General features: G+C 73.2%; 7 protein-coding genes. All 7 read right to left on the bottom strand.

Going from position 1 to position 14,008, the window contains the following annotated elements; genetic code table 11:
* Positions 1-101 precede the first annotated feature (101 nt).
* The 7 genes from ACMXN5_RS14785 to ACMXN5_RS14815 all read right to left on the bottom strand — a co-directional run bounded on the left by ACMXN5_RS14785 (position 102) and on the right by ACMXN5_RS14815 (position 13,892).
* On the bottom strand, positions 102-1,688 hold the full coding sequence (locus ACMXN5_RS14785; RefSeq protein ID WP_439675649.1) for an alpha/beta hydrolase: 1,587 nt from the start codon (positions 1,686-1,688) through the stop codon (positions 102-104).
* Between the two features lie 154 nt (positions 1,689-1,842).
* Positions 1,843-3,285 (bottom strand): alpha/beta hydrolase-fold protein, encoded by a 1,443-nt coding sequence (locus tag ACMXN5_RS14790; protein ID WP_439675650.1) that lies wholly within the window; start codon positions 3,283-3,285, stop codon positions 1,843-1,845.
* 183 nt (positions 3,286-3,468) lie between these two features.
* On the bottom strand, positions 3,469-4,653 hold the full coding sequence (locus ACMXN5_RS14795) for a DNA polymerase III subunit delta' (protein ID WP_380033137.1): 1,185 nt from the start codon (positions 4,651-4,653) through the stop codon (positions 3,469-3,471).
* Positions 4,654-4,853: 200 nt separating this feature from the next.
* A complete protein-coding gene (gene tmk, locus ACMXN5_RS14800; RefSeq protein WP_439675651.1) occupies positions 4,854-8,057 on the bottom strand; it encodes a dTMP kinase in 3,204 nt (1,067 codons plus the stop codon).
* A gap of 199 nt (positions 8,058-8,256) precedes the next feature.
* Positions 8,257-11,127 (bottom strand): type I DNA topoisomerase, encoded by a 2,871-nt coding sequence (gene topA / locus ACMXN5_RS14805; RefSeq protein WP_439675652.1) that lies wholly within the window; start codon positions 11,125-11,127, stop codon positions 8,257-8,259.
* A 434-nt stretch (positions 11,128-11,561) separates the two neighbouring features.
* Positions 11,562-13,094, bottom strand: a complete 1,533-nt coding sequence (locus ACMXN5_RS14810) for a DUF7059 domain-containing protein (RefSeq protein ID WP_439675653.1) — start codon at positions 13,092-13,094, stop codon at positions 11,562-11,564.
* A gap of 27 nt (positions 13,095-13,121) precedes the next feature.
* The gene (locus tag ACMXN5_RS14815) at positions 13,122-13,892 is read right to left on the bottom strand and encodes a hypothetical protein (RefSeq protein ID WP_395798390.1); all 771 of its coding nucleotides are present in this window, start codon (positions 13,890-13,892) and stop codon (positions 13,122-13,124) included.
* Positions 13,893-14,008 lie beyond the last annotated feature (116 nt).

The following is a 14,008-nucleotide window of genomic DNA, read 5'->3' on the forward strand; positions in this document are numbered from 1 at the left end:
AGTAGCCCAGCCCGACCGTGCACCTCTGGGGAGGGTAACCACGCAGGCCGGCGATACTCCCCAACGACCCGACCACCCCTCGACCCGACCGCCGACACCCCTCAACTACACCGCTTCCCCTTCGGCGGCATGGTCCCGTGCAACAGGAACCCCTCGACCGCCCCGTCCACACACGGGCTGTTGCCCCCGTACGCCGTGTGCCCCTCGCCCTCGAAGGTCAACAACGTCGCGTTCGCCAACTGCCCCGCCAGCTTCTCGGCCGAGGCGTACGGCGTCGCCGGGTCCCCCGTCGTACCCACCACCAGGATCGGCGCACTCCCCTGCGCCCGGATGGCGTGCGGCTTGGCCGGCGACCTGAACGGCCAACTCTCGCAGTTCTCCCCGGTCAGGTCCTCCGCGGTCACATCGCGCGACAGCAGCGGCGCCTCGGCCTTGAGCCGGTCCAGCGCCGCCTGCACCTGCGCCGGCGTCGGCGCCTCCCCCGCGCCGTCCGCGCAGCCGATCGCGACGAACGCGTCGGCGCTGTTGTCGTAGTGCCCCTGCTCGTCCCGACCGTTGTAGTTGTCGGCGTAGAACAACAGGGCGTCCGGCGACCCGTGCACGATCGCGTCGGCGAGCGCGTCGCGCAGGTACTTCCACTCGGTGTCCTTGTCGCCGTACAGCAGGCTGACCACGCCCGTCCAGCCCAGACTGGAGGTCAGCGTCCGGCCGCCCCGGGCGGCGGCCAGCGGGTGCTCCTGCAGGCCGTCCAGGAAGTCGGCGGCCTTGCGCGGCGCGGTCTTCGGGTCGGCGCCGAGCGCGCAGCCCGGGCGCCCCGCGCAGTCCTCGGCGAACCGGCGCAGCGAACGGTCGAAGCCGACCTGCTGTTCGACCGCCCGGCTCAGGTTGTCCGCGGCCGGGTCGACCGCGCCGTCCAGGACCAGCCGGCCGGTGCGGGTCGGGAAACGTTCGGCGTAGGTGGCGCCGAGGTAGGTGCCGTAGGAGAAGCCGATGTAGTTGAGCTTCTCGTCGCCCAGCGCCGCGCGCAGGACGTCCATGTCGCGGGCCGCGTTGTCGGTGCCCACGAAGGGCAGCAGTTCGCCGGACCGACTCTGGCACTCGGCCGCGTAGGCCCGCTCCCGCTCCTTGGCCCTGGCCTCGGCGCGGACCGGGTCCTCGGGCAGGTCCTCGGCCACGTACGCGTCGCGCTCGGCGTCGGTCATGCACTTCACCGGCGCGCTGCGGTCGACCCCGCGCGGGTCGAAGCCGATCAGGTCGTAGACGTCCTGGACCGGCTTGCCGATGGTGCTCTCGGACATCCACCACGCCGCCGTCACCCCGGAGCCGCCCGGGCCGCCCGGGTTGATCAGCAGCGAGCCGAGCCGCTGCCCGGGCTTGGCCGCGCTCTTGCGGGTGACCGCGATGTCGATCGTGCGGCCGGTCGGCCGGCTGTAGTCCAGCGGCACGGTGAACTTCGCACAGCGAAACGCCTTGGCCTGGCTGCGCTCGTCGTCGTCCTCGCTCTCGCAGGACTTCCAGGTGGGCCGCTGGGTGTAGAAGCGGGCCAGCTCCGGGTTGGAGTCACCGGGCGTGGCCGGTGCCTTGGCCGCGCCCGAGGCAGGGCTCGACGCACGGGTACCACCGCCGCCCGCGGCGTCGCCGAGGTCGGACGCGACGGAACAGCTTGCGACGGTCGCGACGGCGAGCACGACCGGGATCACACGGCCGAGGAGCCCCACTCGGGGTATTCGTTTCACCCGTACTGCCTACCATCCGCCGCGTCCCGGCGCACGAACGGGACCCGGTGCACCGGTGCCGCGACACGTTCGCCGCGCCCCGCGTACCGAGCCCCGCCGCGCGCCGTCACGCGGCCGGGTTCCGGGTGTTGCGGCCGAGGAAGGTGAGCGCGTCGGGCAACTGACGCGTGATGTCGGTGGAGGTGCCACCCGCGCCCGCGACCGCCTTGACCGTGGTCGGGGCCTTCGCCTTCGCGGCGAACTCGCTGCCGGTGGTGCCCGAGTGGCCGGACAGCATGATCGTCACGTCGGGTCGCGCGTCGAGCAGGCGGACCGGGTCGTTCGCCGTCCTGGCCGCCGAATCCCCGCCCCACAGCGCGGACTTGAGCGTGGTGCGGCCGGACAGGCTGACCGCGCTCGCGTAGTACTGCGGGTATTGCAGGGCGTACTTGACCGCGCACAGCCCGCCCGAGCCGTCCCCGATCAGCGCCCAGGACGCGCGGTCGGCGCTCGCGCGATACGTCGTCAGCACCGCCTCGCGCACGTCCTCGTTGTGGAAGGTGGCCATCTTCGGCCCCTTCGGGATGTCGCTGCACTCGGTGTCCTTGGCCGTGGTCAGGCCGGCATCCACGTCCTGCTTCGAGTAGGGCATCAGTTCGGGCGCGACCACGATGTACGGCGGGACGGTGCCGGACTCGATGCCTGCGGCGAGCTTGCTCAGGAACGCCGACGAGTCGTCCGTGAAGCTGTTCGACTCGACGCCCGGCAGCGCCGACTGGGCGACCAGGACGGGGTAGTTGCGGCCCTGGTTGGCGGGGGTGTCGTAGCCCGGCGGCAGCCAGACCCACACGTCGGCGGTGACCGCGGACTGCCGGCCCGTGACGGTCATCCGGTTGAGCGTGCCGCCGGACTTGGTGCCGACCTTGGTGAACTTCTGCGGCGCGACCTTGGGTTGGCCCGACGTCGCCACCGGTTCCGCCGACGGCGCGACCCCGGTGGCGGCGACGTTCTGCGCGTCGTCGTGGGACATGTTGCGGTAGGCGAAGGTACCGCCGACCCCGGCGGCGATCACCACGAAGGCGAGCAGGCCCACGCCCACCGGCGAGCGCACCCCGCGCCGACGGCGCCGCGGCGCCGGGTCGGTCGCGGCGGCTTCGGATTCGGCCGGTCGTACCGGCTCGTGCCGGGCCAACGCGGCGGGCGCCGAGGAGGCGAGCCCGACCGGCGCGAACGGCAGTGGCGCCTCGGCCCGTTGCGGCGTCGCCCCGGCCGCGCCGGCGTCCCGCCCGACCGAGGTCGAAACGACCGCCGACGCCGCACCGACCGCCGGCGCCGAGCCGACTTCCCGAACAGACTCCCGAACGGGCTCGACCTCCCGAGCCGGCGCCATCGCCCGCTCCCGCACCGACACGTGTGGCACGACCGGCGGCAACTCGGCGGGCCGGGGCCCGGGTTCGCCCTCCAGGCCGGCGATCGAAACTGCGTCACGGCTCTTGCGCGCCCTCAGCACGAGAACGACAACCGCCCCGAGGGTCACCGCGATCAGCAGACCTTTGAGCGTCCTGGTCACGGAACGCAACCCCGCACCGTCCTTCCGAGCCTCACCCGTCACAATGTTCCCGCTGTTCCCGCTGTTCCCGCATGTTCCCGGGAACTCTCCCACGATGACGTCCGGGTGGGGGTTTCGGGTTCCGTCCACCGAACACCTCCGCTCCAAGGAGTGAAGCGGTGTTCATCCCGGGTCGGTACGGCCTCAGCCGGTCCGCAGCGTCAACACCATCGCCTCGACCGCGAGCAGCGGCGCGACGTTGGCGTCGATCGCCCGCCGGCAGGCCAGGATCGCCTCGATCCGCCGCAGCGTCGCCTCCGGCGTGGACGTACGGGCCACCGTGTCCAGGTCCGCTCGCAAAACGTCGTTGGCCAACGGGACCGCGGCGCGCAACTGCAGCGCCAGCACATCCCGATAAAAGCCGGTCAGGTCCACCAACGCGCGGTCCAGGCAGTCGCGTTGGGTACGGGTGGCGCGCTTCTTCTGCTTGTTCTCCAGCTCCTTCATCACGCCCGCCGTACCGCTGGGCATACGACCGCCGCCGACCGCGCCGAGCGCGGCCCGCAGATCCTCGGTCTCGCGCCCGTCCAGATCCGCCGCGACCTGCTTCGCGTCCTCCGCCGCCGCGTCCACCAGACGTTGTGCGGCGGCCATCGCCAAGCCGATGTCGCCGACCACCATCGGGATCCGCAGCACATCGGCGCGCCGTCCCCGGGCCTGCTCGTCGAGCGCCAGCCGGCGAGCGCTCTTGATGTCGCCGCCGGACGCGGCCGCGGCGAACGCGGCCATCGCCGGGTCGATCCCGTCCCGGCGCATCAGCAGATCGGCCACCGCCCCGGCGGGCGGAGTACGCAGCGCCACATGGCGACACCGCGAGCGGATCGTGGGCAGCGCGTCCTCCAGGGACGGCGCGCACAGCAGCCACACGGTGCGGTCGGCGGGCTCCTCGATCGCCTTGAGCAGGACGTTGCCCGCGCCCTCCGTGAGCCGCCCCGCGTCCTCCAGGACGATCACCTGCCAGCGCCCGCCCGCCGGCGTCATCGCCGCGCGGCGCACCAGGTCGCGGGTCTCCTTGACGCCGATCGAGAGCAGTTCGGTGGCGACCACGTCGACGTCGGCGTGCGTACCGGTGAGCGCGGTGTGGCAGCCGTCGCAGTGTCCGCAGCCCGGTTCGGCGCCGAGCGCCAGATCGGGACTGACGCACTGCAACGCCGCCGCGAACGCGCGCGCGGCGGTCGCCGTACCCACCCCGGGCGGGCCGGTGAACAACCACGCGTGGGTCATCCCGCCGACGCCCTCGCCCGCGAGCACCGCCCGGGCCGCGCCGGCCGCGGTGCGCAGCTGCTCGGCGACCCGATCCTGCCCGACGAGGTCGTCCCAGACGGTCACGCGCTCTTGTCTCCTCGTTCCGGTGTGCCCGATACGACCGTACCGGGGCGCCGTGACAATCGACGCCACGTCACCCCGGTACCGGTCGTCCGCGACACCCCGGCGGGAACCGGGGTCGGGACTTGTACGTCAAACTTGTAGGTCAAAGACCCACGGGTCGGGTAACCCGGCCCACAGGCCCGGTCACCACGACCCATCCGTCAGGACTTGCTCCGACGCCAGCGTCGCTTCCGTCCCGCCTCCTGCGCCGAGTCCGCGGCGGACGAGCCCTCCGCGTCGCCGTCCTCGGCCGCGTCCGCGTCGTCCTCGGCCTTCCAGGGCCCCAGCAGATCGTCGGCCAGCGACTGGTTCCCGGCGGCCGGCGGCGTCAGCACCGGCAGCGCGTGTGTCTCGTCCAGGCTCACCTGCGGAATCTCCCGGGTGTCCTCGGCCGCCTCGCGCAACCGGATCTGCTGCAACTCGGTGGTGTCGGCGTCGTCCGACGACACCTTCGGGATGCCGTGCACGGGGGTGTCCGCGAGGGCGGGATCGGGGCGCCTGATGCCGTGCACCGGCGTCTCGACCATGTCCGTGTCGGGCGCCGGGCCCGCCTCCGCCGCGAGCGCGGCGGCCTCCTGCGCGGCCCGCGCCCGCGCCGACGCGGCGGCCTCGGCGGCCCGGGACGCCTCCCGTTCGGCCCGCCGGCGATCCGCCTCGGCGCGACGCAGGGCGTCCTCCGCCCGGCGGCGCTCCTCGGCGTGCCGCCGCTCGTCGGCCACCCGCACGGCCTCCTCGGCGCGCATGCGCTCGACCTCACGGGCCGCCTCGGCCTCCAGCCGTTCGCGCTCCTCCTCGGCCGACCGCTGCCGCTCCAGGGCGGCCTCGCGCTCCTCCTCGGCACTGGCCCGTGCCTGCTCGGCCTGCAGCGCCGACGCCTCCTCCAGCCGGCGGCGCTGCTCGTCCCGGCGCTCGGCCTCCTCCTCGGCGCGCACCCTGGCCTCCTCGGCCCGGGCCTTGGCCTCCTCGGCGAGCCGCTGCTGCTCCTCGGCCCGTCGTTCGGCCTCCAGCGCCAGCCGGCGCCGCTCCGACTCGGCGTGCAGCCGGGCCTCCTCCGCCGCCTCCGCCGCGGCGCGGGCCCGCTCGTCGGCCTCGGCCGCGATCCGGCGGGCCTGTTCCTCGGCGTACCGCTGCTCCTCCTCGGCGAGCCGGGCCGACTCCTCGTCCAGCCGGGCCTGTTCGGCCTGCCGCTGGCGCTCCTCGCTCTCCGCCCGCAGCCGAGCGATCAGCGCGGCCTTCTCCGCGTCCCGGGCGGCCTGCTCGGCCTTGCGCCGGGCGTCCTCCTCGCGCATCCGCTTGGCCAGCTCCAGCGCCTGGCGCTTCTCCTGCTCGGAGAGCGGGAGTTCGCGGTCGAGCCGGTGCCGGATCGGCGTGGTGACCGCGTCCGGCTCCTGGTCGGCGTCCACCACCAGGTAGCGGTCCGGGTCGTGCGCGGCCAGGTCCAGGAACGCGTGCCGCACCCGCAGGTGGAACTCGCTCGACTCGGACTCGATCCGGTCGGGCGCCTCGGTGAAGCGCGCGTGGCCGACCGCCGGGTCCAGGTCGAGCAGGATGGTCAGGTCGGGCAGCAGCCCGTCGGTGGCCCAGCGCGAGACCCGGCCGATCTCGCGCGCGCCCAGCGAACGCCCGGCGCCCTGGTAGGCGATCGAGGAGTCGATGTAGCGGTCGCTGATCACGATCGCGCCGCGCCGCAGGGCGGGCAGGATCACCGTCTGCACGTGCTCGGCCCGGTCCGCCGCGTACAGCAGCGCCTCGGTGCGCGGGTCGACCGGCTCGCCGTCCAGGTCGAGCAACATCGCCCGCAGCCGCTTGCCGACCTCGGTCGCGCCGGGCTCGCGGGTGACCACCACCTCGTGGCCCTTGGCCCGTATCCAGGCCGCGATCGCGTTGGCCTGGGTCGACTTGCCCGCGCCCTCGCCGCCCTCCAGGGCGATGAAGAATCCGGTGGCGCCGGCCGGTCGGCCGGTGATGTGGTCCTCGTTGCGGGTCGCCGCGGCCAGGTCGCGCAGGATCGGCACACCGCGCCGGTCGTCCACGCTCAGCAGCGCGATCCAGCCCAGGATCACCACGAGCACGCCGGTGCCGCCCAGGACCAACGCGGCGCCGCTGTAGTCGAAGGTGAACCGGTCCGCGACCACCCACGAGCGCACGCCCACGTAGCCCGCGGCGATCGGCCCGGCCACCAGCGCCACGAACAGCACGACGCGCACGTTCAGTTGGGCGAACGCGAAGGCCCGGGACCGCATGTCCTCGCCGAAGTCGAGGCCGTACATGGTGTATCCGGTGACCCAGGCGACGCCCGCGAACACCCCGAGCACGGCGGCGAGTACCGCGGCCATCACCACGTTGGCGACCGCGCCCAGGATCAGCAGGGTCAGCCCGGCGCACATCACGGCCATGCCGTACAGCCGCCGCCGGCTGAACGCCGGCACCACCCTCGGGCCCCACAACATGCCCGCGCTGACACCCGCGATGAGCATCAGGAACACCGTGCCGTACGCCGCGTTGCCCGCGTGCAGCCCGACCACGAGCAGCGGCGCGGTGGACACCAGCGCACCGCCCGCCAGGAACAGCGCGACCATCCCGACGATCAGACCGCGCGCGGTCCGGCCGTGGCCGAACACCCGGCGTCCGTCGGCGAGCACCTTGAACGGATTGGGCCGCCGGGTGCTGACCGAGCGCCCGCGCGTGGGCATCCGGATCAGGAACGCGAAGACCGCGGCGAGCAGGAACACCGCGCCCGCGAGGTAGAACGCCAGGTTCGAGGGGTGCTCGACGAACATCGACACGTCGTGCGAGAACGCGGTGCCGACCAGCGCGCCGAGGATGAACAACAGCGCCGCCGCCGGGGCCGCGCCGTAGGAGGTCACCAGGTTGAACTGGTTGGCGGTGCCCAGCCGTTGCCGGGGCACCAGGTTCGGCACGGTGGCGTCCCGCGCCGGCCCGGCGAGCGCGCCGATCACGGCGACCACCGCGGTCGCGCCCCAGATCCACCACATCCGGTCCACGAACGGCACGGACACGAGCACCAGGGCCCGGACCACGTCGCACGTGACCAGCGTCCAGCGCCGATCGAGATGGTCCACGATCGCGCCCGCCACCGAGGCGGTCAGCGCGGCCGGCACCATCCGCAGCGCGAACACCACGGCGACCGCCGTGGCGTGCTTGCGGTAGTCGCCCTCGACCGTCCACAGCGCGGCCGAGGTCAGCGCGAGGAGCGCGAGCCAGTCACCGAGCGCGGAGGCCGCGACCGCGAACCAAAAGCGCCGGAACGGGCGGATGCTCAGCACGCCCCCGACGCTCTCCGTCGGTTCGACCTGACGGGGCGGTATCGCCGAATCCGGCGCTTGCTGCTCCGCGTTCGTCATACGGAGAACCCTAACGTCGTCATCTGACGGGAAACGGCAACCTGGACCGGATCCCCGTGTTCCGGCGGCGGGACCGTAGCACAGGGCCTGCGGTCGTCGCCGCAACCGACCGGGGCGACGCCGGATCCCGCCGGCGCCGCCCGATCGATGCGTACCAGGGACGCCCCCACCGGGACATCCCTACCTCGGTCCTACCGCGTCACGCCTTGTCGGCGGCGTTGTTCGCGCCGGCGTTCGCGGTCGCCTTCGCGGCGGCGGCCTTGGTGGTCTTGCCGTCGGCCGCGGACTTCTTCGCGGCCGTCTTCTTCGCGGCGGTCTTCGTCGCCGTCGCCTTCTTCGCGGGCGCCTTCTTGGCCGCCGCCTTCTTCGCCGTCTTCTTCGCCGGGCCCTTGGCCCGCTTCTCCGCGAGCAGCTCGTAGCCGCGCTCGGGGGTGATCGTGTCGACCGCGTCGCCCGCGCGCAGCGTGGCGTTGGTCTCGCCGTCGGTCACGTACGGGCCGAATCGGCCGTCCTTGACCGTGACCGCCTTGCCGCTGACCGGGTCGGAGCCCAGCTCCTTGAGCGGCGGCTTGGCCGCGGCCCGACCGCGCGCCTTGGGCTGGGCGTAGATCGCCAGCGCCTCCTCGAGGGTCACCGTGAACAGCTGGTCCTCGGTCTCCAGGGAGCGCGAGTCGGTGTCCATCTTGAGGTACGGGCCGTAGCGGCCGTTCTGCGCGGTGATCTCGGTCCCGGTCTCCGGGTGCTTGCCGACCACCCGCGGCAGGGTGAACAGCCGCAGCGCGTCGTCGAGGGTCACCGTGTCCAGCGACATCGACTTGAACAACGACGCGGTGCGCGGCTTGGGAGCGTTCTTCGCGGCGGTCTTCTTGGCGGTCTTCTTCGCCGGCTTGGCGCCGTCCGCGGCCGGGGCGGGCGCGGCGGGGGCCTCGGGCTCGGGCAGCACCTCGGTCACGTACGGGCCGTAGCGCCCGTCCTTGGCCACGATCATGTGGCCGCTGACCGGGTCGACGCCCAGCTCGTGGTCGCCGCTGGGCTTGTCGAGCAGTTCCTCGGCCTTGGCCACGGTCAGCTCGTCCGGCGGCAGGTCGTCGGGTACGTCGGCACGCCGGTCGCCGCGCTCGACGTACGGGCCGTAGCGGCCCACCCGCAGCACGATGCCCTCGCCGACGGGGAACGAGTTGACCTCGCGGGCGTCGATCGAGCTGAGGTCGGTGACCAGGGCCTTGAGGCCGCCGAGGTGGTCCTCGTCGGGCCGGCTCTCGTCGCCGAAGTAGAACCTGCGCAGCCACGGCACGGCCTCGGTCTCGCCGCGCGCGATCCGGTCGAGGTCGTCCTCCATCTTCGCGGTGAAGTCGTAGTCGACCAGCGTGGCGAAGTGGCCCTCGAGCAGCCCGACCACCGCGAACGCCAGGAAGGACGGCACCAGCGCGGTGCCCTTCTTGAACGTGTAGCCGCGGTCGAGGATGGTGCCGACGATCGAGGCGAAGGTCGACGGGCGACCGATCTCCCGGTCCTCCAGCTCCTTGATCAGCGACGCCTCGGTGTAGCGGGCCGGCGGCTTGGTCGCGTGGCCCTCCGGGGTGAGCTGATCGGCGCTGAGCGCGTCGCCCTCGGTGACCATCGGCAACCGGCGCTCGCGGTCGTCCAGCTCCGCGTCCGGGTCGTCGGAGCCCTCGACATAGGCCTTGAGGAAGCCGTGGAAGGTGATGATCTTGCCGCTCGCGGTGAACTCCGCGTCCCGCCCGGGCAAGTCCGCCCCCTGGGCGACGCCGCCGATGCGCACGGTGACCGACTGGCCGATCGCGTCCTTCATCTGCGACGCGACGGTGCGCATCCAGATCAGCTCGTACAGCCGGAACTCGTCGCCGGCCAGACCGGTCTCGGCCGGGGTGCGGAAGCTCTCGCCCGAGGGACGGATCGCCTCGTGCGCCTCCTGCGCGTTCTTGACCTTGCCCGCGTACACCCGGGGCGCGTCCGGCAGGTACTCGGCGCCGTACAGGTCCCGCACCTGCGCCCGGGCGGCCGTGACGGCCGTGTCGGAGAGCGTGGTGGAGTCGGTACGCATGTACGTGATGTGGCCGTTCTCGTACAACTTCTGCGCGACCTGCATGGTCCGCTTCGCGCCGTAGCCGAGCTTGCGCGAGGCCTCCTGCTGGAGCGTGGTGGTGCGGAACGGCGCGTACGGGGAGCGGCGGTAGGGCTTGCGCTCGACGGCGCGCACCGAGAACGCGGCGGATTCGAGCGCGGCGCTCAGCGCCCGGGCGCCGGCCTCCTCCAGCTGGAGCACGCCGGCGTTCTTGAGCTTGCCGTCGGGGCCGAAGTCGCGGCCCGAGGCGACCCGCTTGCCGTCGAGCGAGACCAGGCGCGCGTTCATCGTGCTCGGGTCGGTCGGGTCGCCGGGGCGGCCGGTGCCGAACACGCCGAGCAGGTCCCAGTAGGACGCCGAGGTGAACGCGCGGCGCTCCCGCTCGCGCTCGACCACCAGGCGGGTGGCCACCGACTGCACGCGGCCGGCCGACAGGCGCGGGCCGACCTTCTTCCACAGGACCGGCGAGACCTCGTAGCCGTAGAGGCGGTCCAGGATGCGCCGGGTCTCCTGCGCGTCGACCAGGCGCTGGTTGAGCTCGCGCGGGTTGCTCACCGCGGTGCGGATCGCGTCCTTGGTGATCTCGTGGAACACCATGCGGTGCACCGGCACCTTGGGCCGCAAAACCTCCAGCAGGTGCCAGGCGATGGCCTCGCCCTCGCGGTCCTCGTCGGTCGCGAGGAAGAGTTCGTCGGCGTCCTTGAGGAGCTTCTTGAGCTTGGCGACCTGGGCCTTCTTGTCCGCGTTGACCACGTAGATCGGCTCGAAGTCGGCGTCGACGTCGACACCCAGGCGGGCCCACGGCTTGCCGGCGTACTCGGCCGGCACCTCGGCGGCGCCGTTGGGCAGGTCGCGGATGTGTCCCACGCTCGCCTCGACCACGTAACCGGGGCCGAGATAGCCCTTGATCGTTTTCGCCTTGGCCGGGGACTCGACAATGACGAGTCTCAGGCCGTCGCGCGCGGTCTCGCTGCTCGGGGACACCTTCGCTTCTCTCTCCATCGTCGTCGGCTGCGGCCGTGCCCGATCGGGCACGGCCGTACTGCGGCTTCGTATTCACATTGCGGTCGACCTGTGGCGGAGCGTGACCGTCGGTCGGCCCCGCGTGTCAAACCGGTGCTGCTCGGCTTGCGTCGCGGAGTCGTCCCGGCGCGGCTGTCCGTCCGGACGGTCCCCCCGGATCCGGCGATTACTCCGACGGCCGGGTCCCACGCCCCTCGAACGGTAACGCGCGCATCGCGGTTCCCGCCTCCCGACCCCGTTGGTTCGCGGCCGAGCGTGGTTCGCGGCCGAGTCGGGAGCCGCCGCCTCCATACAACACATTTTCTTGGCAACGGCAAGGAGCATCCGGTGGGGACAACACCTGCGACTGTACAGGCGTGTCGGCCCGGATCACGGTGCACCGGGCCAAGCCGCGCTCAGTCGGCGGTGTGCGACTGCGCCGACGGAGGGTCGCCGGCCTCGGGAAAGAGCAGGAATCCGTCGGCCACCAGACCGCGCAGTTCGCCGGGCACCGCGTCGCGCAGCGCGGCCGGGTCCTCCTCCAGCAACTGGGCGATCGCGTCCACGATGACGCCGGCCGGAAGCCGCCCGTCGCTGGCCCCGGCCAGGGCCGCGCCGACCGTGTCCACCCGATCCGCCCGGCACATCCCGCGCCGCTGACGCAGCACCACGCTCTCCGGGTCCTCCGCGCCGGGCGCGCCGGTCTGCTCCTGGACCACGTGCTCCGCGAGCCGGAAGGCGACGTCGAGCAGCCCGTCGTCGTCCGTCCGGGCCAGTCGGTCCTGCCGGTCGAACCAGGCGTGCACCTCCGCGCCGAGCGGTTGTTCGATCGCGTGCGGCCAGTCCTCGATGTGCACCGTCGGCGTGTCGGCGCCCGACGCGCGCAGCGTGATCCAGCCGAATCCGATCCCCTCCACGCCGTCGCGCTCGAACGCCGCCAGCCACGCGTCGTAGCGCTGCGCGTACGCCTCGCCGCGGTGGTCGCCCGAGTCGCGCAACCACAGCTCGGCGTACTGCGCCGGGTCCTGGACGTCGCGCTGGACCACCCACGCGTCACACCCGGTGGGCGCCAGCCAGGCGGCCAGCCGGTCCTGCCAGTCCTGTCCGCGCAGGTGCTGCCAGTTGGCCAGCAGCTGGCAGTAGCCGCCGTCGGCGAGGTGGCGGGGCGCCTGCGCGACCAGCAGCCGGCACACCTCGTCGCCGGGCAGGCCCGCGTCGCGGTAGGTGTACCGCTCGCCCACCGGGGTGATCACGAACGGCGGGTTGGACACGATCAGGTCGAACCGCTCGCCCTCGACCGGCTCGAACAGGCTGCCCTCGGCGAGGCCGACGTTGCCCACCCCGGACAGCGCCATGGTCAGCCGGGTCAGGTCGAGGGCGCGCTTGTTCACGTCGGTGGCCAGCACCGACTCGGCGTGGCGCGACGCGTGCAGGGCCTGGACGCCGCACCCGGTGCCCAGGTCGAGCGCGCGGCCCACCGGCTCGCGCACGGTGATCCCGGCGAGCGTGGTGGACGCGCCGCCGATGCCGAGCACGTGGTCGGCGCGCACCGGGCCGTTGACCCCGCCGATGCCCGCGCCGAGGTCCGACACGACCCACCAGTCGGTGTCCGCCTCGCCGTAGGGCCGGATGTCCACCAGCGGCCGCACCGCGTCGCCGTCCCGCGCCAGCAGGCCCCCGGCGAGCGCCTCCTCGAGCGGCAGGGCGCGCCGTACGTGCGCCTCGGGCGCCGAGGTCTGGAGCAGGAACATCCGGATCAGCACCGCGAGCGGGCTCGCCGCGTCGGCCCGCAGCGCGCGCAGCGCGGGCACGGTCTCACCGCGCGACAGCGCCGCGTACGCCTGCGGGCCGAGCGCGTCGAGGCAGCCGTCGACGGTGTAGTCGGCCGCGATCAGGGCCTCGCGGAGGCGGGCCACCTGTGAGGTGTCGTTCATCGTCACGCGCACCATCCTGCCCGCTGCCGGTCGGCCGGAACGTCAGCCGGTCGCCGGCGGCGCGCTCGTGGTGGCGCTCGGCGGCGGCGACGAGGAGCCCGTGTCGGCGCTCGACGGCGGCGGGCTGCTCGGCGCGGTGGATCCGGACGGGGCGGTCGAACTCGGTGCCGTGGACGCCTTCGGCGTGCCGCTCGGGGACGCGCCGGTGGTGGGCGCGGAGGTCGCCGGCGCGGTCGGGATCACGTCGGCCTTGCCCGCCGCGCAGCCCGGGACCGACGCGAGCGCCTTGCCCGCCTCGCCGCGGTGCAGCTTGTTCAGCGCGGTGTTCGAGGACGCCCGCAGCGCGTCGATCTCCGGTCCCAGCGAGCGCAGCCCGTCGGCGAACACGTTCTGCTGGTCGGTCGCCAGGCCCTCGATCCGGTGCTGGATCCCGGTCCAGCCCTTGGCCGCGTTGCGCAGCTCGTCGACCACGGACATGCGCAGCGTGGCGCCGTCGGGCACCGCGGGTATGGACGCCTTGTCGATCGCGTCGGCCAGCGCGTTGTCCGCGTCCGCGAGCCGGGACACGTCCACCGCGAGCCGGGTGCGCAGGGTCGTGGGCGGCTCGTTGGGAACCACCTTGTCCACGTCGGCGAGCGCCGCTCGGGCCTCGTCGATCCGCGCCGTGACCTCCGTCGCGCAGACCTTGGCGGCCCACGCCTTCAGGTCGGCCTGCTTCTTCTTGTCCTCGTCGCTCTTGCCGTCGCCGCCGCCGCACGCGGTCAGGGCCGACGCCAGGACCAGCGCGGAGACCACCAGGAACTTCCTCGACACGCTTCCACCTTCGTTCGGACTTCCCTCGGAGCCGGACGCAGACTCGCACAGCGTGAAGGTGTCCGGTCAAACCGCGGGCCCGAACGCGGCACGGGCGCGGTCCCGGTTTCTCCGGT

This window comes from Embleya australiensis, from assembly GCF_051903075.1.
Taxonomy (GTDB): Bacteria; Actinomycetota; Actinomycetes; order Streptomycetales; family Streptomycetaceae; genus Embleya.